The 23,335-nt window shown below is 66.4% G+C and carries 20 protein-coding genes; 10 read left to right on the top strand and 10 right to left on the bottom strand.

The genetic code is table 11. From position 1 onward, the window contains the following. The first annotated feature begins 30 nt into the window (after positions 1–30). Positions 31–963 (top strand): COX15/CtaA family protein, encoded by a 933-nt coding sequence (locus tag AC5Y21_RS08500; protein ID WP_499911366.1) that lies wholly within the window; start codon positions 31–33, stop codon positions 961–963. On the opposite strand, the gene AC5Y21_RS08495 is transcribed toward AC5Y21_RS08500, so the two are convergent. Next, positions 913–1,779 carry a DcsG N-terminal domain-containing protein gene (locus AC5Y21_RS08495; protein ID WP_499911260.1) on the bottom strand — a complete coding sequence of 289 codons (867 nt, stop codon included), beginning with the start codon at positions 1,777–1,779 and terminating at the stop codon, positions 913–915. The genes AC5Y21_RS08500 and AC5Y21_RS08495 overlap by 51 nt on opposite strands. 19 nt (positions 1,780–1,798) lie before the next feature. On the opposite strand from AC5Y21_RS08495, the gene AC5Y21_RS08490 reads away from it, so the two are divergent. Further along, positions 1,799–2,779 carry a quinone oxidoreductase family protein gene (locus tag AC5Y21_RS08490; protein WP_499911259.1) on the top strand — a complete coding sequence of 327 codons (981 nt, stop codon included), beginning with the start codon at positions 1,799–1,801 and terminating at the stop codon, positions 2,777–2,779. A 142-nt stretch (positions 2,780–2,921) separates the two neighbouring features. Here the strand turns inward: AC5Y21_RS08490 and AC5Y21_RS08485 are convergent, their stop codons facing one another. Beyond that, a complete protein-coding gene (locus AC5Y21_RS08485; protein WP_499911257.1) occupies positions 2,922–3,890 on the bottom strand; it encodes a heme o synthase in 969 nt (322 codons plus the stop codon). Positions 3,891–4,171: 281 nt separating this feature from the next. On the opposite strand from AC5Y21_RS08485, the gene tkt reads away from it, so the two are divergent. The 6 genes from tkt (at position 4,172) to AC5Y21_RS08455 (ending at position 11,130) form a co-directional block, all read left to right on the top strand. After that, entirely contained in the window at positions 4,172–6,262 is a 2,091-nt protein-coding gene (tkt, locus tag AC5Y21_RS08480; RefSeq protein ID WP_499911256.1) for a transketolase, read from the top strand. A 16-nt stretch (positions 6,263–6,278) separates the two neighbouring features. Continuing rightward, complete coding sequence (gene tal / locus AC5Y21_RS08475; protein ID WP_499911254.1) at positions 6,279–7,400, top strand: transaldolase; 1,122 nt, start codon at positions 6,279–6,281, stop codon at positions 7,398–7,400. Next, complete coding sequence (zwf, locus tag AC5Y21_RS08470) at positions 7,397–8,950, top strand: glucose-6-phosphate dehydrogenase (RefSeq protein WP_499911252.1); 1,554 nt, start codon at positions 7,397–7,399, stop codon at positions 8,948–8,950. The genes tal and zwf overlap by 4 nt, the downstream gene beginning before the upstream one ends. 112 nt (positions 8,951–9,062) lie before the next feature. After that, positions 9,063–9,974 (top strand): glucose-6-phosphate dehydrogenase assembly protein OpcA, encoded by a 912-nt coding sequence (gene opcA, locus AC5Y21_RS08465; protein ID WP_499911249.1) that lies wholly within the window; start codon positions 9,063–9,065, stop codon positions 9,972–9,974. After that, complete coding sequence (gene pgl, locus AC5Y21_RS08460; protein ID WP_499911247.1) at positions 9,971–10,714, top strand: 6-phosphogluconolactonase; 744 nt, start codon at positions 9,971–9,973, stop codon at positions 10,712–10,714. Before opcA ends, pgl begins: the two co-directional genes overlap by 4 nt. 17 nt (positions 10,715–10,731) lie before the next feature. Next, entirely contained in the window at positions 10,732–11,130 is a 399-nt protein-coding gene (locus AC5Y21_RS08455) for an ATPase (protein ID WP_499911246.1), read from the top strand. A gap of 197 nt (positions 11,131–11,327) precedes the next feature. Here AC5Y21_RS08455 and AC5Y21_RS08450 read toward each other — a convergent pair whose 3' ends face one another. Together AC5Y21_RS08450 and ppc are read right to left on the bottom strand one after the other, a co-directional pair. Further along, on the bottom strand, positions 11,328–12,137 hold the full coding sequence (locus AC5Y21_RS08450; RefSeq protein WP_499911244.1) for a DUF1206 domain-containing protein: 810 nt from the start codon (positions 12,135–12,137) through the stop codon (positions 11,328–11,330). Positions 12,138–12,153: 16 nt separating this feature from the next. Then, positions 12,154–14,970 carry a phosphoenolpyruvate carboxylase gene (gene ppc / locus AC5Y21_RS08445; RefSeq protein WP_499911242.1) on the bottom strand — a complete coding sequence of 939 codons (2,817 nt, stop codon included), beginning with the start codon at positions 14,968–14,970 and terminating at the stop codon, positions 12,154–12,156. Positions 14,971–15,151: 181 nt separating this feature from the next. Between ppc and secG the strand changes: the two genes are divergently transcribed. Together secG and AC5Y21_RS08435 are read left to right on the top strand one after the other, a co-directional pair. After that, complete coding sequence (gene secG / locus AC5Y21_RS08440) at positions 15,152–15,391, top strand: preprotein translocase subunit SecG (RefSeq protein WP_499911240.1); 240 nt, start codon at positions 15,152–15,154, stop codon at positions 15,389–15,391. Positions 15,392–15,400: 9 nt separating this feature from the next. Next, complete coding sequence (locus AC5Y21_RS08435; RefSeq protein WP_499911238.1) at positions 15,401–15,982, top strand: hypothetical protein; 582 nt, start codon at positions 15,401–15,403, stop codon at positions 15,980–15,982. Positions 15,983–16,004: 22 nt separating this feature from the next. On the opposite strand, the gene tpiA is transcribed toward AC5Y21_RS08435, so the two are convergent. From tpiA to AC5Y21_RS08405, 6 genes are all read right to left on the bottom strand, one after another. Continuing rightward, entirely contained in the window at positions 16,005–16,790 is a 786-nt protein-coding gene (gene tpiA / locus AC5Y21_RS08430; RefSeq protein WP_499911236.1) for a triose-phosphate isomerase, read from the bottom strand. Next, a complete protein-coding gene (locus tag AC5Y21_RS08425; protein WP_499911234.1) occupies positions 16,787–18,034 on the bottom strand; it encodes a phosphoglycerate kinase in 1,248 nt (415 codons plus the stop codon). The genes tpiA and AC5Y21_RS08425 overlap by 4 nt, the downstream gene beginning before the upstream one ends. Before the next feature lie 2 nt (positions 18,035–18,036). Continuing rightward, positions 18,037–19,056 carry a type I glyceraldehyde-3-phosphate dehydrogenase gene (gap, locus tag AC5Y21_RS08420; RefSeq protein WP_499911232.1) on the bottom strand — a complete coding sequence of 340 codons (1,020 nt, stop codon included), beginning with the start codon at positions 19,054–19,056 and terminating at the stop codon, positions 18,037–18,039. Positions 19,057–19,311: 255 nt separating this feature from the next. Continuing rightward, on the bottom strand, positions 19,312–20,850 hold the full coding sequence (locus AC5Y21_RS08415) for a WS/DGAT/MGAT family O-acyltransferase (RefSeq protein ID WP_499911231.1): 1,539 nt from the start codon (positions 20,848–20,850) through the stop codon (positions 19,312–19,314). 15 nt (positions 20,851–20,865) lie between these two features. Further along, a complete protein-coding gene (locus AC5Y21_RS08410; RefSeq protein ID WP_499911229.1) occupies positions 20,866–22,401 on the bottom strand; it encodes a long-chain-fatty-acid--CoA ligase in 1,536 nt (511 codons plus the stop codon). A 25-nt stretch (positions 22,402–22,426) separates the two neighbouring features. After that, on the bottom strand, positions 22,427–23,191 hold the full coding sequence (locus AC5Y21_RS08405) for an SDR family NAD(P)-dependent oxidoreductase (protein ID WP_499911364.1): 765 nt from the start codon (positions 23,189–23,191) through the stop codon (positions 22,427–22,429). Between the last annotated feature and the right edge of the window lie 144 nt (positions 23,192–23,335).

Here is a 23,335-nt window from a genome sequence, read left to right as displayed (position 1 = left end):
GCGGTGCCTGTTGGACGAGTGCTGTTGCGGTTGGTGGACCTGCTCCCCGACCCCAACCTGCGTGTTCAGCGGGCTATTGCCGCGGCCGTCATCCTGACTCAGGGCGGTATCGCCGTCACGGGCGCGATCGTTCGCGTCACGGCGTCGGGACTGGGCTGCCCGACCTGGCCGCAGTGCTTTCCCGGCAGCTTCGTCCCGGTCGCCGTCGCCGAGGTGCCGCGCGTCCATCAGGCGGTCGAGTTCGGCAACCGGATGGTCACCATCGCGGTGGTCATCACCGCGATCCTGGCCGTGCTGGCCGTTACCCGGGCCCGGCGGCGCACCGAGGTGCTGGTCTATGCCTGGCTGATGCCTGCCTCGACGGTCGTGCAGGCGGTAATCGGTGGCATCACCGTGCGCACCGGGCTGCTGTGGTGGACGGTGGCCGTCCACCTGCTGGCGTCGATGACCATGGTGTGGCTGTCGGTGTTGCTCTACGTCAAGGTCGGCGAGCCCGATAACGGCGCTGTGGTCGACCATCGGGTGGCAAAGCCCCTGCGTGCCCTAACGGCGCTGACCGCGCTGAACCTGGCCGCCGTGCTGGTGACGGGCACGCTGGTGACCGCGGCCGGACCGCATGCGGGCGACAGAAGTCCCAGCCGGACCGTGCCGCGGCTGAAAGTCGAGATCACCACCCTGGTGCACATGCATTCGTCGTTGCTGGTCGCCTACCTCGCCCTGCTGGTCGGACTGGGCTTCGGGTTGCTGGCTGTCAGAGCCGCGCGGCCCGTGAGGGTGCGGCTCGCCGTGTTGGTGGTGCTGGTTTTCGCGCAGGCCGCCGTCGGTACCACGCAGTACTTCGCCGGGGTGCCGCCCGCATTGGTCGCCATCCACGTGGCCGGCGCCGCGGCGTGCACCGCGGCCACCGCCGCGCTATGGGCGTCGATGCGAGAACGGGCCAAGCCCGAACCGCTCCAGAGCTGACTCGACGCCCAGCGCGAACTCGCGCTGGGCAAGGTCGCGGGTGGCGTCGTCCAGCTTCCGCCAGCCCAGCGACGGCTCCACCAACTGCAGCTCCAGCAGCCGCGGATCGTCGGGGCCGCCGATCACATGGGCCCGCGCATACAGCAACTCGCTTGCATCGATACCGATTTGGGCCGCCGCGCCGGCCAACGCCGCGGTACCGACATCCCAGACTTCGAAGTCGGGTTCAGCCTGCTGCAACGTGTCGGCCCGCTTGGTGAATGCGTGCGACGGCTCCCCGCACAGGAAAACCAGCACCGTCTCGGGGGACGAACCGCAGGGCTGCACCAACACGCTTCGGCCGGCCGCCTGCAATTCGGCGGCGCACTCGGCGGCCTCAGACCGGTTGCTGCAGCGCCGCACACCCGACCCGATAGTCGCGCTGACGAAGACCTGGCCGGTGCGCGGCAGGCGGACCGAGTCATCGGGTGCGAAGATCTCTCCGGGCACCGTCGGCACCTCTCGATTGGCCAGCTCGTCCAGATAGCGCCGGTCGGCATTCCAGGCCACCGCTGCGGGCGGGTTCAGCAGGTTCTTCACGCTCAGCGTCCAGGCCAGGAATTCGCCCAGCCGGTCGGCGTAGTCGTGTGTGGCCCGCAGTATCACCAGGTCTGCGCGATTGATCTCGGGATCATCCCAGGACACCCAATGGGCATGCAGAGCGCGCTTGCGCAGCGCTGTGAGCAGGCCAGCGTCGTCGCCGTCCCCGGCGACTTGCCGCGGATACCCGGCCAGCATGATGCGCGGGTGGAAGGTGTCTGGCCGAGCGAGCTTCATGCACGGGCATGATAGCCACATGCATGCGATCGAAGTGTCCGAAACGGGTGGCCCTGACGTCCTGCGCTACGTCGATATCCCGCAACCCGCACCCGGGCAGGGCGACCTGCTGGTCAAGGCCGACGCGATCGGCGTCAACTTCATCGACACCTATTTTCGTTCGGGGCTATACCCACGCCCCTTGCCGTTCGTCGTCGGCTCCGAGGTGTGCGGGACGGTCGTCGCCGTGGCAGAGGGCACCGACAGCGGCGGCGTGGTCGTCGGCGACCGGGTGGTCAGCGCCTCGGCAGACGGCGGCTACGCCGAATTCTGCACTGCGCCCGCATTTTTGACCGCGAAGGTGCCCGAAGCGGTAGCTTCCGACGTGGCGGCCTCGGTACTGCTGAAGGGCTTGACCGCGCATTACCTGCTGAAGTCGGTGTATCCGGTGCAGCGCGGCGACACGGTGCTGGTACATGCCGGCGCCGGCGGCGTCGGACTGATCCTGACGCAATGGGCCACCCACCTCGGGGCCCGCGTCATCACCACCGTGTCGACTCCGGAGAAGGAGCGGCTGTCGCGGCAGGCCGGCGCCGCCGAAGTCCTCCCCTACCCCAACGATGCCGTCCAATTCGGCGATCAGGTGCGTGCGTTGACCGGAGGTGCCGGTGTGGCCGTGGTTTACGACGGCGTGGGCGCCACCACGTTCGACGCCAGCCTGGCCGGCCTGGCCGTTCGCGGGACACTGGCGTTGTTCGGCGCCGCCAGCGGACCCGTGCCGCCCTTCGATCCGCAGCGGCTCAACTCCGCCGGCTCGGTATACCTGACCCGGCCGTCGCTGGCCCACTTCATCCGCACCGGCGCAGAGTTCAGCCGGCGGGCCGCGGAGCTGTTCGACGTGATCGGCAGCGGCGCGGTCACCGTCGAAGTCGGCGGACGCTATCCGCTGGCCGATGCGGCCCGCGCCCACGAGGACCTGCAGGGCCGCAAGACGGCCGGATCAATCGTGCTGCTGCCCTAGCTTGCTCAGTCGCAACTGCCACACCAGCCCCGGCGAAGGACGGGCACGTCGCTTTCAACATGCGATATCGCATGCGCTATCACATTGAGAACTCGCATGGTGCCTCGAGGGCGCTGCGAAAGTGACGCGTGTGGCCTGCGCGTCAGATCAGCGTCGGCAGTGCGATCACCGAGTCGACCGCCAAGGCGCAGAAAACCAGCGCCAAATAATTGTTCGACTGCAGGAACAGCCGCAGCGGCTTCACCGGCTCACCCGCGCGGACTCCGGCGTACAACTGATGGGCCATCGCCAGGAACCACACTCCGGCCACCACGGCCACCGCCACATACAGCCACCCGGCGGCCAGCGCCAGCACCAGCGTCGCCAGCACGGTCAGCCAGGTGTAGACCAGGATCTGCTTGGTGACCTGACGTTCGGTGGCCACGGCAGGCAGCATCGGCACACCGGCCGCTTTGTAGTCGTCCTTGTAACGCATCGCCAATGCCCAGGTGTGCGGCGGCGTCCACAGGAAGATGATCGCGAACATCGCTAACGCCGGCCACCCGATGCTGCCGGTGACCGCCGACCAGCCGATCATCACCGGCATGCAGCCGGCGGCACCGCCCCACACCACGTTCTGCGACGTGCGGCGCTTGAGCAGCAGCGTATAGACGAACACATAGAAGGCGATGGTGCCCGCGGCCAGTAGACCCGACAGCAGATTGGTCGTCCACCGCAGCCAGAAAATTGAGCCGACGCTCAACACGAGGCCCAGCACCAGCGCGTTTCGCCTGGGTACCGCCTCTCGCGCCAGCGGCCGTCGCGCGGTGCGCTTCATCACCTTGTCGATGTCGGCGTCGGCCACGCAGTTAAGCGTGTTCGCGCCACCGGCCGCCATCATGCCGCCGATCAGCGTGTTGAGGATCAGCAGCGGGTTTACGTGGCCACGATCGGCCAGCAGCATCGCGGGTATCGCGGTGACCAGCAGCAACTCGATCACCCGAGGCTTGGTCAGCGCCAGGTAAGCCAGCACGGTGCCGAATGCCCGACCCCTGGAGGAGCCGGTATCCGGCCCGCCTCCCGGGGCGGTGCCGGTTATCCGGCCAGGCTTGACGCGCCCGCGAACGCTCACGCATGTACTCCTCGGAATCGCAGCAGCGCGCAGCTTCTACTACAGACGATGGTAGACAGCATGCCCACCGCCGCCGCGCCGCAGGGTCTATTCAGGCGAGATTTTTCCCGGATTGCGGGTTTGACCGCACAGCGTAAGCGGCCGGCGCTTTATTTTCACAACGGATTCTTCACGCCCGCCGCTGGGTACCCGAAAGCCGGCCCTGCAGTACTCACCATTCCCGCACTAGGGTGAGGATTGATCAGCTTCATGAACCCAAAGACTGACCCAAGGACTGATCTGTGACCACACTCGAAGAGATCTCCACGCTTACCCAACCGCACCACCCCGACGATTGGACCGAGATCGATTCGGCTGTTGTGGACACCATCAGGGTGTTGGCCGCCGACGCGGTTCAAAAGGTCGGCAACGGTCATCCCGGGACGGCGATGAGCCTGGCCCCGTTGGCCTACACACTGTTTCAGCGCACGATGCGCCACGACCCCAGCGACCCGCACTGGCTGGGCCGCGACAGGTTCGTGCTGTCGGCCGGACACAGCAGCCTGACCCTCTACCTGCAGCTCTACCTCGGCGGCTTCGGCCTGGAACTCTCCGACATCGAGGCGCTGCGAACTTTCGGCTCCAAAACGCCGGGGCACCCCGAGTTCAGGCACACCAAAGGTGTGGAGATCACCACCGGCCCGCTGGGCCAGGGCCTGGCCTCAGCGGTCGGCATGGCGATGGCGTCGCGCTACGAGCGAGGCCTCTTCGACCCGGACGCCGAACCGGGTACCAGCCCGTTCGACCACCACATCTATGTGATCGCCTCCGACGGCGACATCCAGGAGGGGGTGACGTCGGAGGCGTCGTCGCTGGCCGCGGTGCAGCAGCTCGGCAACCTCATCGTGTTCTACGACCACAACCAGATCTCGATCGAGGACGACACCAACATCGCGCTGTGCGAGGACACCGCCGCCCGCTACCGCGCCTACGGCTGGCACGTGCAAGAGGTGGAGGGCGGCGAGAACGTCGTCGGCATCGAGGAGGCCATCGCCAAAGCGAGAAGTGTCACCGACCGCCCGTCGTTCATCTCGCTGCGCACGATCATCGGATATCCGGCGCCGAACCTGATGAACACCGGCAAGGCGCACGGTGCCGCCCTCGGTGATGATGAGGTTGCGGCCGTCAAGAAGATCCTCGGTTTCGATCCCGACAAGAACTTCGAGGTCCGCGACGACGTCCTCAGCCACACGCGCAAGCTGGTGGAGCGGGGCAAGGAAGCCCACGAGAAGTGGCAGCCGGAGTTCGAAGCCTGGGCCCAGCGTGAACCCGAGCGCAAAGCCCTGCTGGACCGGCTGACCGCCGAAAAATTGCCCGACGGCTGGGACGACGACCTGCCCAGTTGGGAACCCGGCTCCGACGAGATAGCGACCCGAAAAGCATCCAACGAGGTGCTCAATGAAATAGGACCGAAACTGCCCGAGCTGTGGGGCGGATCGGCGGATTTGGCGGGCAGCAACAACACCACCATCAAGGGCGCCGATTCCTTTGGGCCGCCGTCGATCTCGACGAACGACTACACCGCACACTGGTACGGCCGCACGCTGCATTTCGGCGTACGCGAACACGCCATGGGCGCCATCTTGTCCGGCATCGTGCTGCACGGTCCCACTCGGGCCTACGGCGGCACCTTCCTGCAGTTCTCCGACTACATGCGTCCCTCGGTGCGGCTGGCGTCGCTGATGAACATCGACACCATCTACGTGTGGACGCACGATTCGATCGGCCTGGGCGAGGACGGCCCGACCCACCAGCCCATCGAGCACCTTTCGGCGCTGCGCGCGATCCCCAACCTGTCCGTGGTGCGCCCGGCCGACGCCAACGAGACGGCCTATGCCTGGCGCACGGTGCTGGCCCGGGGCAACGGCAGCGGGCCGGTGGGGCTGATCCTGACCCGCCAGAATCTGCCGGTGCTGGACGGCACCGACGCGGACGGTGTGGCCCGCGGCGGCTATATCCTCGGAGACGACGGGGGCGAAGAGCCCGATGTGGTGCTGATCGCCACCGGTTCGGAAGTCCAGCTCGCGGTCGCGGCGCAGAAGTTGTTGGCGGACAAGGACATCATCGCGCGGGTGGTGTCCATGCCCTGTGTCGAATGGTTCGAGTCGCAGCCCTACGAATACCGCGACAGCGTGCTGCCCCCGTCGGTGTCGGCGCGCGTTGCGGTCGAGGCGGGCGTCGCGCAGTGCTGGCACAAGCTCGTCGGCGACACCGGCAAGATCGTGTCGATCGAGCATTACGGAGAATCCGCGGATTACAAGACATTGTTCCGTGAGTACGGCTTCACCGCAGAGGCCGTCGCTGACGCCGCGGAACAGGTAGTGGATAACTGAGAAGAGGTAATTGGCAATGACCACTCAAAACGCCAACCTCGCGGCGTTGAGTGCCGCAGGGGTATCGGTATGGCTAGATGACTTGTCGCGCAACCGGTTGCAGTCAGGCAACCTGCAGGAGCTGATCGACACCAAGAGCGTCGTCGGCGTCACGACAAACCCGTCTATCTTCCAGAAGGCGCTGGCGGACAGCGACGCCTACGACGACCAGCTGAACGAGCTGGCCGAACGCGGCGCCGACGTCGATGCCACCATCCGCACCGTCACCACTGACGATGTGCGCAAAGGGTGCGACGTCCTGGCCCCTCAGTGGGAGGCCTCCGACGGCGTCGACGGCCGGGTCTCCATCGAGGTCGATCCGCGGCTGGCGAGCGACACCGACAAGACCACTCGACAGGCCATCGAGCTGTGGAAGATCGTCGACCGGCCGAACCTGTTCATCAAGATTCCGGCCACCGAGGCGGGCCTGCCGGCTATCACCGCCACTCTGGCGGAAGGCATTTCGGTGAACGTGACACTGATTTTCTCGGTGGAGCGGCACCGCGCGGTGATGGACGCCTACCTGGCCGGGCTGGAGAAGGCCCGCGAAGCGGGACACGACATCTCCAAGATCCATTCGGTGGCATCGTTTTTCGTGTCCCGGGTGGACACCGAAGTGGACAAGCGGCTGGAGAAAATCGGTTCCGAAGAGGCACGCAAACTGCTCGGGCAGGCCGGTGTCGCCAACGCCCGGCTGGCCTACGCCGCCTACCAGGAGGTCTTCGAGGGTGGCGAGCGCTACCAGGCGCTTCTTGCCGACGGGGCGCGCGTCCAGCGGCCGCTGTGGGCTTCAACCGGCGTCAAGAATCCGGACTACTCCGACACTCTCTACGTCACCGAGTTGGTGGCCCCGAAGACCGTTAACACCATGCCGGAGAAGACGATCGACGCGGTCGCCGACCACGGTGAGATCACCGGTGACACGGTCACGGGCACCGCTGCGGCCGCGCATGAGGTGTTCGACAAGCTGACCGCGATCGGGATCGATCTCGACGACGTCTTCGTGGTGCTCGAAGAAGAAGGTGTGGAGAAGTTCGTCGACTCCTGGAACGAGTTGCTGTCGGAGACACAGAAACAACTGGACTCCGCTGCCAAATGACCCCGGCGCGCACCCCCGCCGATGCCGCGCAGTGGCGTAATCCCCTGCACGACAAGCGGGATAAGCGGCTGCCCAGAATCGCCGGCCCATGCGGCATGGTGATTTTCGGCGTCACCGGTGACCTGGCCCGCAAGAAGGTGATGCCGGCGGTCTACGACCTCGCCAACCGCGGCCTGCTGCCGCCGTCGTTCGCGCTGGTTGGATTCGCCCGTCGGGACTGGACCACGCAAGATTTCGGCGAGGTGGTGTACAACGCTGTCAAAGAGCACTGCCGCACGCCGTTCCGGCAGGAGAACTGGGACCGCCTGGCGGAGGGATTCCGGTTCGTTCCAGGGTCTTTCGACGACGACGACGCGTTCGGCCGGCTCGCCGAGACGCTGGATAAGCTGGATGCCGAGCGCGGCACCGGCGGCAACCATGCCTTCTATCTGGCAATCCCGCCCAAGTCGTTCCCCGTGGTGTGCGAAAAGCTGCACAGCTCCGGACTTGCCCGCCCGCAGGGCAACAGGTGGAGCCGGGTGGTCATCGAGAAGCCGTTCGGTCACGACCTGGAAAGCGCACAGGCCCTGAACAAGTCGGTCAACGCCGTCTTCCCCGAAGAGGCGGTCTTCCGGATCGACCACTATCTGGGTAAAGAGACGGTGCAGAATATTCTGGCGCTGCGGTTCGCCAACCAGCTGTTCGACCCGATCTGGAACGCGCACTACGTCGACCATGTGCAGATCACGATGGCCGAGGATATCGGATTGGGCGGACGTGCAGGCTATTACGACGGCATCGGCGCGGCCCGTGACGTCATCCAGAACCACCTGATGCAACTGCTGGCGCTGACCGCGATGGAAGAGCCGGTCAGCTTCAAGCCGTCTTCGCTGCAAACCGAGAAGATCAAGGTGCTCTCGGCAACGCAACTCGCGCAGCCGCTCGACGAGACCACCAGCCGGGGCCAGTACACCGCCGGTTGGCAGGGCGGGGAGAAGGTCGTCGGGCTGCTCGACGAGGAGGGGTTCTCCAAGGACTCCACCACCGAGACGTTCGCCGCCATCACTCTGGAAGTCGACACGCGGCGCTGGGCCGGCGTGCCGTTCTACCTACGCACCGGAAAACGGCTGGGCCGCAGGGTGACCGAGATCGCTCTGGTGTTCAAACGCGCGCCCCATCTGCCGTTCGACGCCACCATGACCGACGAGCTCGGCACCAACGCCATGGTCATCCGGGTGCAGCCCGACGAGGGCATCACGTTGCGGTTCGGGTCCAAAGTACCCGGCACCGCGATGGAAGTCCGCGACGTCAACATGGACTTCTCCTACGGCTCGGCTTTCGCCGAGGAGTCGCCGGAGGCCTACGAGCGACTGATCCTCGATGTGCTGCTCGGCGAGCCGTCCCTGTTTCCGGTCAACGCGGAGGTCGAATTAGCCTGGGAGATACTCGATCCCGCCCTCGACCATTGGCAGGCGCACGGCAAGCCCGACCCGTACGAGGCGGGCACCTGGGGTCCGGAGTCGGCGTTCGAAATGCTGCGCCGCACCGGCCGGGAATGGCGGCGGCCGTGATCCGCGCCGCGACGATGCAGAGCGCAGCGACAAAATCGGCGAGGAGGAGCGGCGCAATCGATCCCGTCGGCGACGATATGGCGCGTAGCGACGAAATCGAGGAGCGGCGCAAATGATCGTCGATCTGCCCGCAACGACCACCACCGCGGTCAACAAGAAGCTCGACGAGCTCCGCGAAGAAATCGGTGCCGTCACGATGGGCCGGGTGCTGACGCTGATCATCGCGCCGGATAGCGAAGCCGTGCTCGAAGAATCCATCGAAGCGGCCAACGACGCCAGCCACGAGCACCCCAGCCGGATCATCGTCACGATGAGGGGCGATCCGTACGCCGACAAGGCTCGGCTGGATGCCCAGCTGCGGGTGGGCGGTGACGCCGGCGCCGGGGAGGTCGTGGTGCTGCGGCTGTCCGGCCCGCTTGCCGGTCACGCCGAGAGCGTGGTGATCCCGTTTCTGCTTCCCGACATTCCGGTGGTGGCGTGGTGGCCCGACATCGCTCCGGCGGTGCCGGCGCAGGACCCGTTGGGGAAGTTGGCAATTCGGCGCATCACCGACGCGACCAACGCCATTGACCCGTTGGCGGCGATCACCAGTCGGCTGCCCGGCTACACCGCCGGCGACACCGATCTGGCCTGGTCCCGCATCACGTACTGGCGAGCGCTGTTGACCTCCGCGGTTGAACTGCCACCGCACGAACCGATTGACTCGGCGTTGGTGTCTGGTTTGAAGACCGAGCCCGCGCTCGACATCCTGGCGGGCTGGCTGGCCAGCCGCATCGACGGGCCGGTGCGGCGCAGGGTGGGCGAACTCAAGGTCGAGCTGGTCCGCAACAGCGAGACCATCGAGCTCAGGCGTCCGCAAGAGGGCATCACGGCGACCTTGAGCCGGACGGCCAAGCCGGATGCGCTGGTTCCGTTGGCGCGCAGGGTAACCGGAGAGTGCCTGGCCGAAGACCTGCGCAGGCTGGATCCCGACGACATCTATCTGGCGGCGCTCGAGGGGATCAAGAAGGTGCAGTACGTATGAGCACGGCCGTCGAGATCTTCCCGGACAGCACCACACTGGTCGAGGCTGCCGGTAACCGCCTGATCGAAGTCATCCAGTCGGCCGTCGCGGCGAGGGGACGGGCCCTGCTCGTGCTCACCGGCGGCGGCAACGGGATCGCACTGCTGCGACATCTCGGCGTGCACGGACAACAGATCGACTGGTCAAAGGTGCATCTGTTCTGGGGCGACGAGCGCTACGTTCCCGAAGACGATGATGATCGCAACGACAAGCAGGCCCGCGGGGCGTTGCTCGATCATGTCGACATCCCGTCGAGCAACGTGCACGCGATGCCGGCCAGCGACGGTGAGTTCGGCAGCGACATGGCCGCCGCGGCATTGGCCTACGAGCAGGTTCTGGCCGCCAATGCCGAGCCCGGCCAGCCGGTGCCGAATTTCGACGTGCACCTGCTGGGGATGGGGCCGGAAGGCCACATCAACTCGCTGTTCCCGGACACCCCGGCCGTGCGCGAGGCCACCCGCATGGTGGTCTCGGTCGAAGACTGCCCGAAGCCGCCGCCGCGGCGAATCACCTTGACACTGCCCGCGGTTCAGCGTTCCCGCGAGGTCTGGCTGATGGTGTCCGGTTCCGCGAAAGCGGACGCGGCGGCCGCTGCCATCGGCGGCGCGGATCCGGTGTCGGTACCCGCTGCCGGGGGCGTCGGTCTGCAGACCACGCTGTGGCTGCTCGACGAGGAGGCCGCGGCCAAGCTTCCTGGCTAACACCGCGGGGGGTCATAATGACGGTCATGACAGATAAGACCGACCGTCCCACGCCGGTGCGAAAGCGGATGAAGACGCTCACCCAAGCCGCGTTGAACGCCGATAAGACGGTCGAGCAGGTCGAGGACGTCCTGGACAGCCTGAGCAGCACCATGACAGAGCTGAACAGTTCGCTGTCGGCCCTCAACACCACCGTCGAACGCCTCGAGGGTGGCCTGGATCATCTGGAGGGCACCCTGCAAAGCCTCGACGACCTGGCCAAGCGGCTCATCGTTCTAGTCGAACCAGTGGAAGCCATCGTCGAGCGGATCGACTACATCGTGAGCCTGGGCGAAACGATGGTCTCCCCGCTTTCCGCGACCGAGCACGCGGTGCGCGGTGTGGTGGACAGGTTGCGGAACCGGGGTGTGCGTTAGACCGTGACCGGTGCCCTGCGCCGCCCTTGGTGGAGGTGACGGGCCCACCGTGGGACGTCCCGGTCGCCGATGCCGTCGCCGACTACCTGATGCTGCGGCGCAAGCTTCCCGACGAAACCTTTCGGCGAGGAGACGCAAAATCGCCCAATTCGGCCGGAAATTGGGCGATTTTGCGTCTTCTCGCCACCCTAGGTGACTTACATCTTGGTCAATCGGGCCATGCCGAAGCAGTACAGGCCGTAGGTGATGATCCCTAATCCCGCCGCGATGAGGAGCGCCGGTCCATATGGTTGCGCCCCAAGCGTTTTCAGCGCCCCGTCGAGCCCGGTGACTTTTTTCGGCTCCGAGCGAAGCGCCGCGACGACGACCAGCGCACCCGCGCCGGCGACTACCGTTCCTTTGGCCACATAGCCGACGACGCCGACTCGCCGGACCAGATTTCCCGACTTGCCTTTTAGGTCGTCGACGAAGCTGCGACTGGCTCCCTTGTAGACGTGATATACGCCCACCGCGACGATGCCCACCCCGCAGGCGATCAGTGCGACGGTGCCGGCAGTGGTCTGCATCAGACGTGCGCTGACACTCGAATTCCGCTCGCCGGCGGACTTTCCGGCACCCCGGGCGAATCCGAATGCAGAGTATGCGAATGCCAAATAGACCACTGCCAGTCCGAAGGCCTTCGCCCGGTCTAGCGTCCCCGACGACGAGCCGTTCGGTCCGCGGTCGGTCGACCTGCCGAGGAAGGTTTCGGTCAGCCGCCACAGACCCATGGTCAGCAGGGCGCCGGTGGCGAACCAGAGTGCCACCGTGCCGCCCGGTGTGCCCGCCACGGTCGCCAGGGCGCCGGATTGGTCGGCGGTGCCGCCGGCGCCGAGCGCGACGCGGATGGCGAGATAGCCGACGATCAAGTGCAGCAGCCCACTGACCACGAACCCGGCGCGGGCGAATCGCTCGAAGACCGCGTTTTGGGCCACCTCGGCCGGGGTGACAGACGCATTGTCAGACATTGGGCATTAATGCCCGTTATCCGCTGTTGCGTAACGCACTGGCCAAGCCGTTCATCGTCAGCAAAATGCCGCGCTGCACCAGTTCGTCGTCGTCGCCGGAGCGGTAGCGGCGCAGCAACTCCACCTGCAGGTGGTTCAGCGGCTCCAGGTACGGGAACCGGTTGAACACCGAACGCGCCAACGCCACATTGTCGGCGAGCAGGTCTTCCTGACCGGTGATGAGCTTGTGCATGGCGATGGTCCGCTGGTGTTCGTCGACGATCTTGTCGAATACCCTGTGTCGCAACGACTCGTCGGCTACCAGCTCGGCGTAGCGGGCCGCCAGGCCCAGGTCGCTTTTGGCCAGCACCTGCGCGAGGTTCGACAGCACGCTGCGGAAGAACGGCCACCGCTCGTACAGGTCGCGCAGCACCTGCACCCGGTCGGCTGAGCCATCGGTCCCATCGGGACCGGCCGCGATCCACTGCTCGAACGCCGATCCGGTGCCGTACCACCCGGGCAGCATGACCCGCGACTGGCTCCAGGCCAGCACCCACGGAATGGCGCGCAGGTCGGAGATCGACTCGGTGGGCTTGCGCGATGTCGGCCGGCTGCCGATGTTCAGCGAACCGATTTCGCTGACCGGTGTGGACGCCTTGAAGTAGTCGACGAAACCCGGTGTGTCGTGCACCAATTCGGCGTAAGCGCGCTGCGCCAGGGCGGCCACCTCGTCGAGCACCCCGTACGCGGGTTCCGCGGCATCGCCAAGGCCCTCCACATCCAGCAGCGTGGACTCCAGGGTGGCGGCCACCAAACTCTCCAGATTGCGTCGCGCCATTCGGGGTTCGGCGTACTTGGCGGCGATCACCTCACCTTGCTCGGTCAGACGCAACGACCCGCTCACCGCTCCCGGAGGCTGCGCCAAGATGGCTTGATAGCTGGGCCCGCCGCCGCGACCGACGGTACCGCCGCGACCGTGGAAGAGCCGCAACCGGATTCCGGTCTTGCGGGCCACTTCGACCAGAGCCAGCTCGGCCCGGTAGACCGCCCAGCTGGAGGCCAGATACCCGCCGTCTTTATTGGAGTCGGAGTAGCCCAACATCACCTCCTGCGAGTCGCCGCGGGCGGACACCAGCGCGCGGTACAGCGGCAGATCCAGCATCGCCTGCAGAATCGTCGCCCCGTTGTACAGATCGTCGATCGTCTCGAACAGCGGCGAAATCCCAACCGGGCAATAGGGTTCCGACCCGGAAGCGTCCAGCAGGCCGGACTCCTTGAGCAGGATCGCGGCCTCCAGTACGTCCGACACCGACCGGCACATCGAGATGACGTAGTTCGGCACCGCGGCGGGACCGTAGATCTCGACCGCGCGGGCCGCGGCCGCAACGACACCCAGCTCGCCGCGGGCCAGCTCGGACAATTGCGCGCCGTCGCCCACCAGCGGGCGCCGCGTGCTGAGTTCGCCCGACAGCAGTGCGACTCGCTCATCCTCGGGCAGCGAACCGTAGTCCGGGTGCACGCCCGCCCATGCCAGCAGTTCGGCGATCACCTCTTCGTGCACGTCGGAGTTTTGCCGCATATCCAGGCCGCACAAGTGAAAGCCGAAGACTCGTACGCCCTCCCGCAACTGGGCCAGCCGGTCGTCGGCCAACAGCGCTGCACCGTGTGTGCGCAGGGAGCCGTCGATGGCGTCCAGATCGGCCCGCAGTTCGGAGGGCTCGCAATACAGCGGCAAATCCATGTCCAGCACGTCCTGCGGTTGCCGGTCCAGGATCTGCCGCGCGGTCGCGGTGAGCCGACCCCGGATCACCCGCAACGCCCGCCGGTACGGCTCGTCGGCGCGGGCCTTCTCGGTGCAGCCCTCGGCCAGGTCGGCCACCTCGGCAATGACTGCGACCAGCCGCCCGGACATCGTCAGCTCCTGCTCGAGGGCCGTGAGTTCGGCGAGGTAATGCGCCACGGCCGTATACGCGGCATTGCCGGTGGCCAGGCGCACCACGTCGGCGGTCACATTGGGGTTGCCGTCGCGGTCGCCCCCGATCCAGGAGCCGGGCTGCAGAATCGGCTCTGCGAGCAGATCGGCGTCGGGCCAGCGAACCCGCAACTCCTCCCGGACCTCGGCGTTGACCTGTGGCACCACCTCGAAGAACGCCGACGGGTACAACCGCAGCCCCGCCTCGATCTCGTCGGTGATCTGCAGCCGGGACAGCCGCACCAGCGCGGTCTGCCACAAAGTCAGGACCTGGCGGCGTAACTCTGATTCGATGTTGCGCCCGTCGTCGGTCTCGGTGTGCCCCTCCGCGTGCAGCCGCATCAACTCGGTGATCCGATGCTGGGTGACGAAGACGGTGCGCCGCCGGGTCTCGGTGGGGTGGGCCGTGCTGACCGGGGACACCAGCGCACCTTTCAGCGCGTCGGCCACGGTAGCCGAATCCAACTCGGCCAGATCGAGTTTCGCGTAGGTGGCAGCCAGGCTGCTGTCCTGCGGCGGCTCACCCGCCTGCGCGTGGATGGCGCGCCTACGCTCGCGGTGAATGTCTTCGGCGACGTTGGCCAGCAGCGCGAAATGGCTGAACGCCCGGATAACCGGAATCGCCAGATGGATGTCAATGCCGTCGAACATGCGCGACATCTCGGCCCGGTCGATCTCGGAGCGACGCACCCGGAACGCTTCCACCCGGGCACGCTCGACGAGGTCGAAAACCTCGTCGCCGTTCTGCTCTCGCACGGTGTCGCCGAGGATGGTGCCCAGCAGCCTGATGTCGGCACGCATCGGCTCGGTCGCCTCGCGGCCGACCCGCGTCCGGTGCACGGCACCGATCGGCTCCAGCGCGGCGTCGGTGGGTTCAACCATGTGTCTCAGTATTGACGCCGATCGAGTCTGCGCGCACGGCGTCCAGGCTGCGGCCAGGGCCCGCCCCAGGCGCCAAGGCCCACCCTCACCGCGGATTCGGCGCCCTCACCGCAGGATCAGCGCGCTCGCAGCAGGCCCGGCGCCTTTGGCGGCCCCGACGACGTTCGGTAGGCTGCGCTTCATGGTTTTGGCCCTGCAGATCACCCTGGTGGTCACCAGTGTGCTGGTGGTGTTGCTGGTGCTGCTGCACCGCGCGAAGGGCGGCGGCCTGTCGACGCTGTTCGGCGGTGGTGTGCAGTCCAGCCTTTCCGGGTCGACCGTCGTCGAGAAGAACCTGGACCGGTTGACGCTGTTCATCACCGGCATCTGGTTGGTGTCCATCATCGGCGTGGCGCTGGCGATCAAGTACAAAGTGCACTGATCCGCGCCGATGAACTATCCCCAGGGTCCGGGGCCCTATCCGCCCCAACATGGACAGCCGCCCCGCCCGTATCAGCCCTATCCCCAGGCGCCGCCGCCCGCGCCGTATCAGCCCTACCCCCAGGCGCCACAGCCCAGCCCCTATCAAGCTCAACGCCCCTACGCGCCCCAGCAACCCGGTCCGCAGGGATACGGCCCGCCGGCCGAAGGCATAGCCGTGACCACCCAGTACTTCCCGCTGTCGTTCATGTTGGCGCTGTTCAAGCCCAAGATCGTCGTCGACGGATACGAGGCACCGGTCGCCGGATGGGGCCGCACTGTGGTCGCGGCGCGGCCAGGTCCGCATCACGTGCACGTACACGTGCCGTATTGGCTGCCACCGCAGATCGGACCGGCGGACACCTCGGTCGACGTTCACCCCGGCAGGCTGGTCGAACTCGAATACAAGGCGCCGGTGTGGGGGTTCAGCCGCGGTTCGCTGGGCCCGTCGCCGCAAAGCTACAACGGCGTCGGCATCACCATCGGTGTGATAGCGGTGTCGATGTTTCTCGCGGTGATGCTCCCGCTGCTCACGATCCTCGGCCAGATGTGATGCCCTGCGGCTTCGCTGCCTGTTAGGGCAGCGGCCCGCCTGCGGCGATGGCCGCCAGCGTCGCGAACTGCTCCCCGTCCAGCGACGCCCCGCCGACCAGGCCGCCGTCGACGTCCTCCTGAGCGACGAGATCACCGACGTTTTTCGCGTTCATCGAGCCGCCGTAGAGCACCCGCACGGATTCTGCGATCTTTGGCGAGGCCAGCGAAGCCAACTCCTTCCGGATCGCCGCGCACACCTCTTGAGCATCGGACGCACTGGCGACCCGTCCGGTTCCAATCGCCCAGACCGGCTCGTAGGCGATCACCACCTGGCCGATCTGCTCGGCCGACAGCCCGTCCAGCGAGCCGCGCAGCTGCTCGACGTTGTGGGACACGTGGTTTCCCGCTTCCCTGACGTCGAGGTGCTCGCCGATACACACGATCGGGGTCAGTTCGTTCTTGAGCGCGGCGACGGCCTTGGCGGCCACCAGCGCGTCGTCCTCGTGGTGGTAGGTCCGCCGCTCCGAGTGCCCGACGACGACGTAGCTGCAGCCCAGCTTCGCCAGGAAGGCGCCGCTGATGTCGCCGGTGTAGGCGCCCGAGTCGTGTTGCGACAGGTCCTGGGCGCCGTAGGTCAACCGCAGCTTGTCGCCGTCGACCAAGGTTTGCACGCTGCGCAGGTTGGTGAACGGCGGCAGCACGGTGACGTCAACCTTGTCGTAATACTTGTCCGGCAGCGCGAACGCGACCTTCTGCACAAGCGCGATCGCCTCGAAGTGATTGAGGTTCATCTTCCAGTTGCCGGCTATCAGTGGCTTGCGGCTCACGAGTCTCCTTTGGTTGGCTGCTCACTCCTCAGTACCTCGATACCGGGAAGCGTCTTGCCCTCGAGGTATTCCAGCGACGCGCCGCCGCCGGTGGATATGTGCGAGAAGTCGCCTTCGGGGATGCCGAGCGCGCGCACCGCGGCCGCCGAGTCGCCACCGCCCACCACGCTGAACGCGCCCTTGCCCGTCGCGGCGGCGATCGCCTCGGCGACACCCCGGGTGCCGGTGGCAAACGCCGGGAACTCGAACACGCCCATCGGGCCGTTCCAGAAAACAGTGCTGGCGTTTCGCAGCAGGGCCGCGAAGCGCTTGACCGATTCCGGGCCGATATCCAAGCCCATCATGCCGTCCGGGATCGCGTCGCACGCAACGGTTTCCGATGGTGAGTCCGCGGCGAACTGCTCTGCCACCACGATGTCCCTGGGCAGCCGCAACACGTCGGCATAGGTGTCGAGCAGCCGACGGCAGGTGTCGACCATCTCAGTTTCCAGCAACGACTTACCGACCGAAAAACCCTGCGCGGCAAGGAAAGTGAAGCACATTCCGCCACCGATCACGATGCTGTCGGCTTTGGTCGCCAGCGACTCGATGACGCCTAGTTTGTCGGACACCTTCGATCCGCCGAGCACCACCGCGTAGGGACGTTCGGTCGAGCTGGTCAGCTGCTCCAGCACCTTGATCTCATCGGCGACCAGCGTGCCCGCATAGTGCGGCACCAGCGTCGCGACGTCGTAGACCGAGGCCTGCTTGCGATGCACCACCCCGAAGCCGTCGGAGACGAAAGCCCCTCCCGGCGAGACCAATTCGGCCAGCTGCCGGGCCAGCGCGAGTCGCTGTGCGTCGTCCTTGCTGGTCTCGCGCGGGTCGAAGCGAATGTTCTCCAGCAGCAGGACGTCGCCGTCGGTGAGGCCCTCGGCGCGGGCGAGTGCGTCGGCGCCTACGACGTCACCCGCCAACTGCACATGCCGGCCCAGCTGTTCGCCGAGTGCCGCGGCGACCGGCGCCAGGGACAACTTCGGGTCGGGACCGTCTTTGGGCCGGCCCAGGTGAGCAGTGACCACAACTTTCGCACCGGCGTCGAGCAGTGCCTGCAATGTCGGCACCGACGCGGTGATCCGGCCCGGGTCGGTGATGACGCCATCGGAGTCGAGCGGGACATTCAAGTCGCTGCGCACCAGCACACCGCGACCCGAAACACCCTCAGCCAGCAGGTCTTTAAGAGTTGGGAGCGAGGACTCTGCCACGGCTAGAGCGACTTGCCGACCAGCGCGACCAGATCAACGAGCCTGTTGGAATAGCCCCACTCGTTGTCGTACCACGACACCACCTTGGCCTGGTTGTCGATCACCTTGGTCAGGCCGGAGTCGAAGATCGAGCTGTGCGGGTCGGTGACGATGTCGCTCGAGACAATCGGCGCGTCGTAGTACTTCAGGATGCCCTTCAGTTTGCCCTCGGCGGCCGCCTTGAACGCCGCGTTGATCTCGTCGACGGTGGCCGACTTGGACAGGTCGGCGGTCAGGTCGGTGACCGAGCCGGTGGGGATCGGCACCCGCAGCGCGTAACCGTCGAGCTTGCCCTTGAGACCTGGCATGACCAGGCCGATGGCCTTGGCCGCGCCAGTGGAGGTCGGCACGATGTTCAGCGCGGCGGCGCGCGCCCGTCGCAGATCCTTGTGCGGGCCGTCCTGCAGGTTCTGATCCTGGGTGTAGGCGTGGATGGTGGTCATCAGACCCTTGACGATGCCGAACTCGTCGTCGAGCACTTTGGTTAGCGGCGCAAGGCAGTTCGTGGTGCACGACGCATTGGAGATGATGTTCTGGCTGCCGTCGTACTTGTCGTCGTTGACCCCCAGGACGATGGTGATGTCCTCGTCAGTGGCGGGCGCGGAGATGATCACCTTCTTGGCGCCCGCATCCAGGTGGCCTTTGGCCTTGGCCGCGTTGGTGAACAGGCCGGTGGACTCCACCACGACGTCGACGCCGAGGTCTCCCCACGGCAGTGCCGCCGGGCCTTCCCTGACCTCGAGCGCCTTGATTTTCGCGGGACCCACGACGATGGTGTCCTCGCCCTCGAGTGTGACGTCGTGGGGCAGCCGGCCCAGAATCGAGTCGAATTTCAGCAGATGCGCCAGCGTGCTGTTGTCGGTGATGTCGTTGACGGCGATCACTTCGATGTCGGCACTGCCCTGTTCCTGCTGCGCCAATAAGGCCCGGTAGAAGTTTCGTCCGATTCGCCCGAAGCCGTTGATGCCTACCCGGACCGTCACGTGTCTCTCCCTGTCTTCTCCGCTGTCTCGCTGATGAACCGCTCGTCGCCAGCCTAGATCAGTGGTGACCAACGGTCGCGGGGCCGGTAAGAGTCCCGCCTCAGTGCCTGTGGCGGATGTGGTTGAAGGGCACCGACGGACGCATGTGACGACTCATCTCCGGCGAGCCTGCGGTCAGGTCGTCGAGGCTGCCGTGAGGGCGTGCCTACACGCCAAACACCCGCTCTGTGCGCAGGCTCGACACCAGGACGCCGGCTACGTTGCCGGCTTCTTGGTAGCCGCCCGGGTCCGCTTCATCGGGCCGCGGCGCGGGTGGGCCGGCTGCGGCGGCTGTGCCCATTCGGCTCCCGTGGCATCGAACAGCCGGGTGATCTCGGCGACGTGCATGTCGGCAAGGTCCCAGACATCGGGCACGAGCTCGCGATCGGCGATGAAGCCGAAATCGAGCCGGTCCAGATAGCTGACCACGGTGATGTTCAGACCCTGCCCGTCGGTGACGATCGACACCGGGAATTGATGACAGAGCTTCGCCCCGGCGAAGTACAACGGCTGGCGGGGCCCGGGAACGTTGGAGATCACCACGTTGAACGGCAGCGACACCCGGTCGGCCAACCGCAGCCGCGACGCCAGCCGTACGGCGGCGGTGGACAGCACCGGCGGCGAGTATCGGGTGAGGTCGACCAGTTCGGCCGCCGGAACCAGCTCGTGGGTGCGCTTGGCGTCCTGCATCGCCTTGCGGCAACGCGCGACCCGTTCCACCGGATCCGCGCAATCGGTGGGTAGCTCCGCGACGATCGCCGACATCCGGTTGGTCCATGGGTCGGTCTCGTCGCCGCTGCGGATCGAGACCGGCACCATGGCCCGCAGCGGGCGGTCCGGCAGCGCGTCGTGGGCCAACAGATACTCGCGCAGCCCGCCGGCGCAGATCGCCATCACGATGTCGTTGACGGTGCTGCCGGTCGCCTCCTTGAGCCGCTTGACGTTCTCCAAAGACGTTGTGCGCATAGAGAAACGACGATGGCCGGTGATCGCCTTGTTCCACGGCGTCGGCGGCGCCGTGATGGTGGGCAGCGAGATGTTCGGCCGGCTCCCCCGGCCCAGTTGGGCGACCCATTTGACGGCATCCCCGGCCCGGCCGGCTGCGCTGCTCACACTGCGGATCCCGGCGGCATCGGCGAGCTGACCGACAATCCGGGCCTGCACCCGCGCCGCCCGAAACGGGTTGCGGGCGAGTTGGCCCGCTGTCCGGCGCAGCAATTCGGCGCCCGACGGCAGCACCTCGGGCTCCCACGACGGGCCCGGACCTGGTTCCGTTCCGTCAGGTTCGGTGTCGGTGACGATCTGCAGCATCAGCTGCCCCGAGGCCCCGTCGATGGTGGCGTGGTGGTATTTGGTGAGCAGCGCCCAGCGTCCGTCCTGCAGACCGTCGATGACGTACACCTCCCACAGCGGTCGGCTGCGGTCCATCGGACGCCCGACGATCCGGCACACCTGCTCGGCCAGCTGATCGACGAGACCTGGCCGGGCCAAATGCAATTCGCGGATGTGGAAGTCGAGGTCGAACGCCGGGTCAAACACCCAGTAGGGATGGTCAAGCCCGAACGGCACCTCGACAAGACGTCGCCGCATCGGCTCGAGTTCGCCGACCAGCGAAGCGTATTTGGCATATACCGCCGCATACGGGTCGTAGTCGGGGCTGGGCCGTTCGAAGATCATCAGGCCGGTGACGTGACCGAAAGTCGTCGCGGTCTCCATGTAGAGGAACGCGGCGTCCAGGCCGCTGAGTTGTTTCACGGTTGGCTCCTTAGATTATTCGGGCGCGTCGAACGAAAACTGATCGCGCAGAGCTCGTTTCAGTGCTTTACCGGTCGGCGTGCGCGGGATGAGATCGATGAACACCGCCCGCTTGGGCAGTTTGAAGCGCGCCAGCTTGCCGCTGCAGTGCGCGAGCACCGCGGCCTCGTCGAGATCCGGGTCGGCGCGCACCACCACCGCCAACGGCGACTCGCCCCACTTGGCCGACGGCATGCCCAGCACCGCGACATCGGCAATACCCGGGTGCGAGAGCAGGACGTCTTCGATCTCGGCCGGGTATACGTTCTCCCCGCCGGAGATGATCATGTCCTTGATCCGATCCTGGATGTAGACGAAGCCGTCGGTGTCGCGGACGGCGACATCGCCGGTATGCAACCAGCCGTCGGTGATCGTCTCGGAGGTGGCATCCGGGCGGTTCCAGTAACCGGCCATGATGTGACGCCCGCGCACCAGCACCTCGCCCGGCGTACCGGGATCCACATCGGCGCCCTGCAAGTCGACGATGCGCACCTCGGTGTGGAAGAACGCCTTGCCGGTCGACCCGATGTGGGACAGCGCGTCGTCGGGGCTGATCACGCAGGCTGGGCCGCACGTCTCGGTCAGGCCGTAGACCTGGTGGACCTCGTAGCCGAGGCCGGCGTAGGTCTCGATCAACGACGGTGGCACCGGCGCCGCCCCGCTGTAGAAACCGCGCAACTGCAACGACTCGCGCAGCTCGGGCCGATAGGTCGGCAGCATGAAGTTCAGCATCGCCGGCACGGCTAGTGTGGTCGTGACCTGCTCCTCGGCAAACACATCCCAGATCCGCGTCGGGTCGAAGCCGCGCAGCAGGATGATCGACATGCCGCGATAGACACCGCACACCATCGGCGTGAGTGCTCCGACGTGAAACATCGGCATTGCGATCAAATAGCGGTCCCGGAACCGTATGTCCCCGCTGGCCAGCATTGTCAGCACGGCCCACTGCACGCTGTCGTGGGTGTGCACCGCGCCCTTCGGCAGCCCGGTGGTGCCGGAGGTGTACATGATGAACAGCGGGTCATCATCGTCCGCGTCGACCAGCGCCGGATCCGACGGCGCCCGCTCAACCAGAGCATCGAAGTCCGAAGTCCAACCCGGTCCGTCAGCTCCGACACGCAACCAGTGGGCCACCGGCATGTCGTCCCCGCCACCGCCGTGCAGTTCGCCGACGACAGCATCGAACTCGGCGTCGAACACCAACACCGTCGCCCCGGAGTCGCGCAGCATGAACGCCAGCTCGTCAGCGACCAGCCGGCAGTTCAGGGGAACGAACACCAGCCCGGCGCGGGCCGCGCCGTAGAAGACTTCGATGAATTCGTGGCTGTTGGGCAGCAGCACCGCGACGCGGTCACCCTTGGCGAGACCCAAGCCGGTCAGCATGTGCGCGGCCCGGTCGGCCTGCTTGTTGAGTTCGGCGAAGGTGAAGCGCAGGCCGGCGCCGTCGTCGACTAGTGCCTCCAGTTCGGGATTCAGCTCGGCTCGTTTGCTCAGATGCGATCCGACGTTCAATGGCTTGCCTTTCCAAGTCGTACGGTCAGGTGGTGAGCAAGCCGCCCTCGACGGGCAGCGTGACACCGGTGACGTAGCTGCTGGCGTCGCTGGCGAGGAAGACCACTGCGGCGCTTAGTTCTTCGGCGCGGCCGACGCGGCCCATCAGTGTGCGCGGGATGACCGTGGTCTCCATGTAGCCGTCGGGGAACTGGTCGGTCATCTCGGACTGGAAGAAGCCCGGCGCCAACGCGTTGACCCGGATGCCTTTTCGTCCGGTCCACTGTTGGGCCAGATCGCGGGTCAGGCCAATCAGGCCGGCCTTGGATGAGGCGTAGGCGGCCTGCGGCAGCCCGGCGGTGGTGAGGCCGAGCACGCTGCTGATGTTGATGATCGAGCTGCCGGGCCGCATGACCTGCGCGCAAGCCTGCGCCATCCAGTAGCACCCATTGAGGTTGATGTCGATGACCGACCGGAACTGATCGGGCGTCTCGCGGGTGGCGGGGACGGCGGTCCCGACGCCGGCGTTGTTGACCAGGATGTCGACCCGTCCGAACGTGTCGATCGCGGCGTCCACCAGCATCTGGCAATGGTTTGGGTTGGTGACGTCGGTGCGCACCGTGACGGCTTTACTCCCCGCCGCTTCGACGAGCGCGGCGGTTTCGGCGAGCCGATCTTCGCGCCGCGCGGCCAGCACCACGTCGGCGCCCGCCTCGGCCAGGGCCTGGGCGAACGCGACACCGAGGCCGCTGGACGCGCCGGTGACGATCGCGATCCGATCATCGATTCGGAAGTTGTCGAGGATGTGCATCACACTGCGCTCCTGGGCGGGGTCCGAGTCATATTTGCACCGTATCTCGATATGTTGCATTTACGCAACGATCTGCGATTTATTTCACTGCTACAACATCTGATAGTCTGTTGCATAACTGAGCCGCTAGTTCGTCACGTCCAA

This window comes from Mycobacterium sp. NGS41, assembly GCF_059812725.1.
Note: the sequence above shows the minus strand (reverse complement) of the source record. Positions and strands in the feature narration are given on the sequence as shown.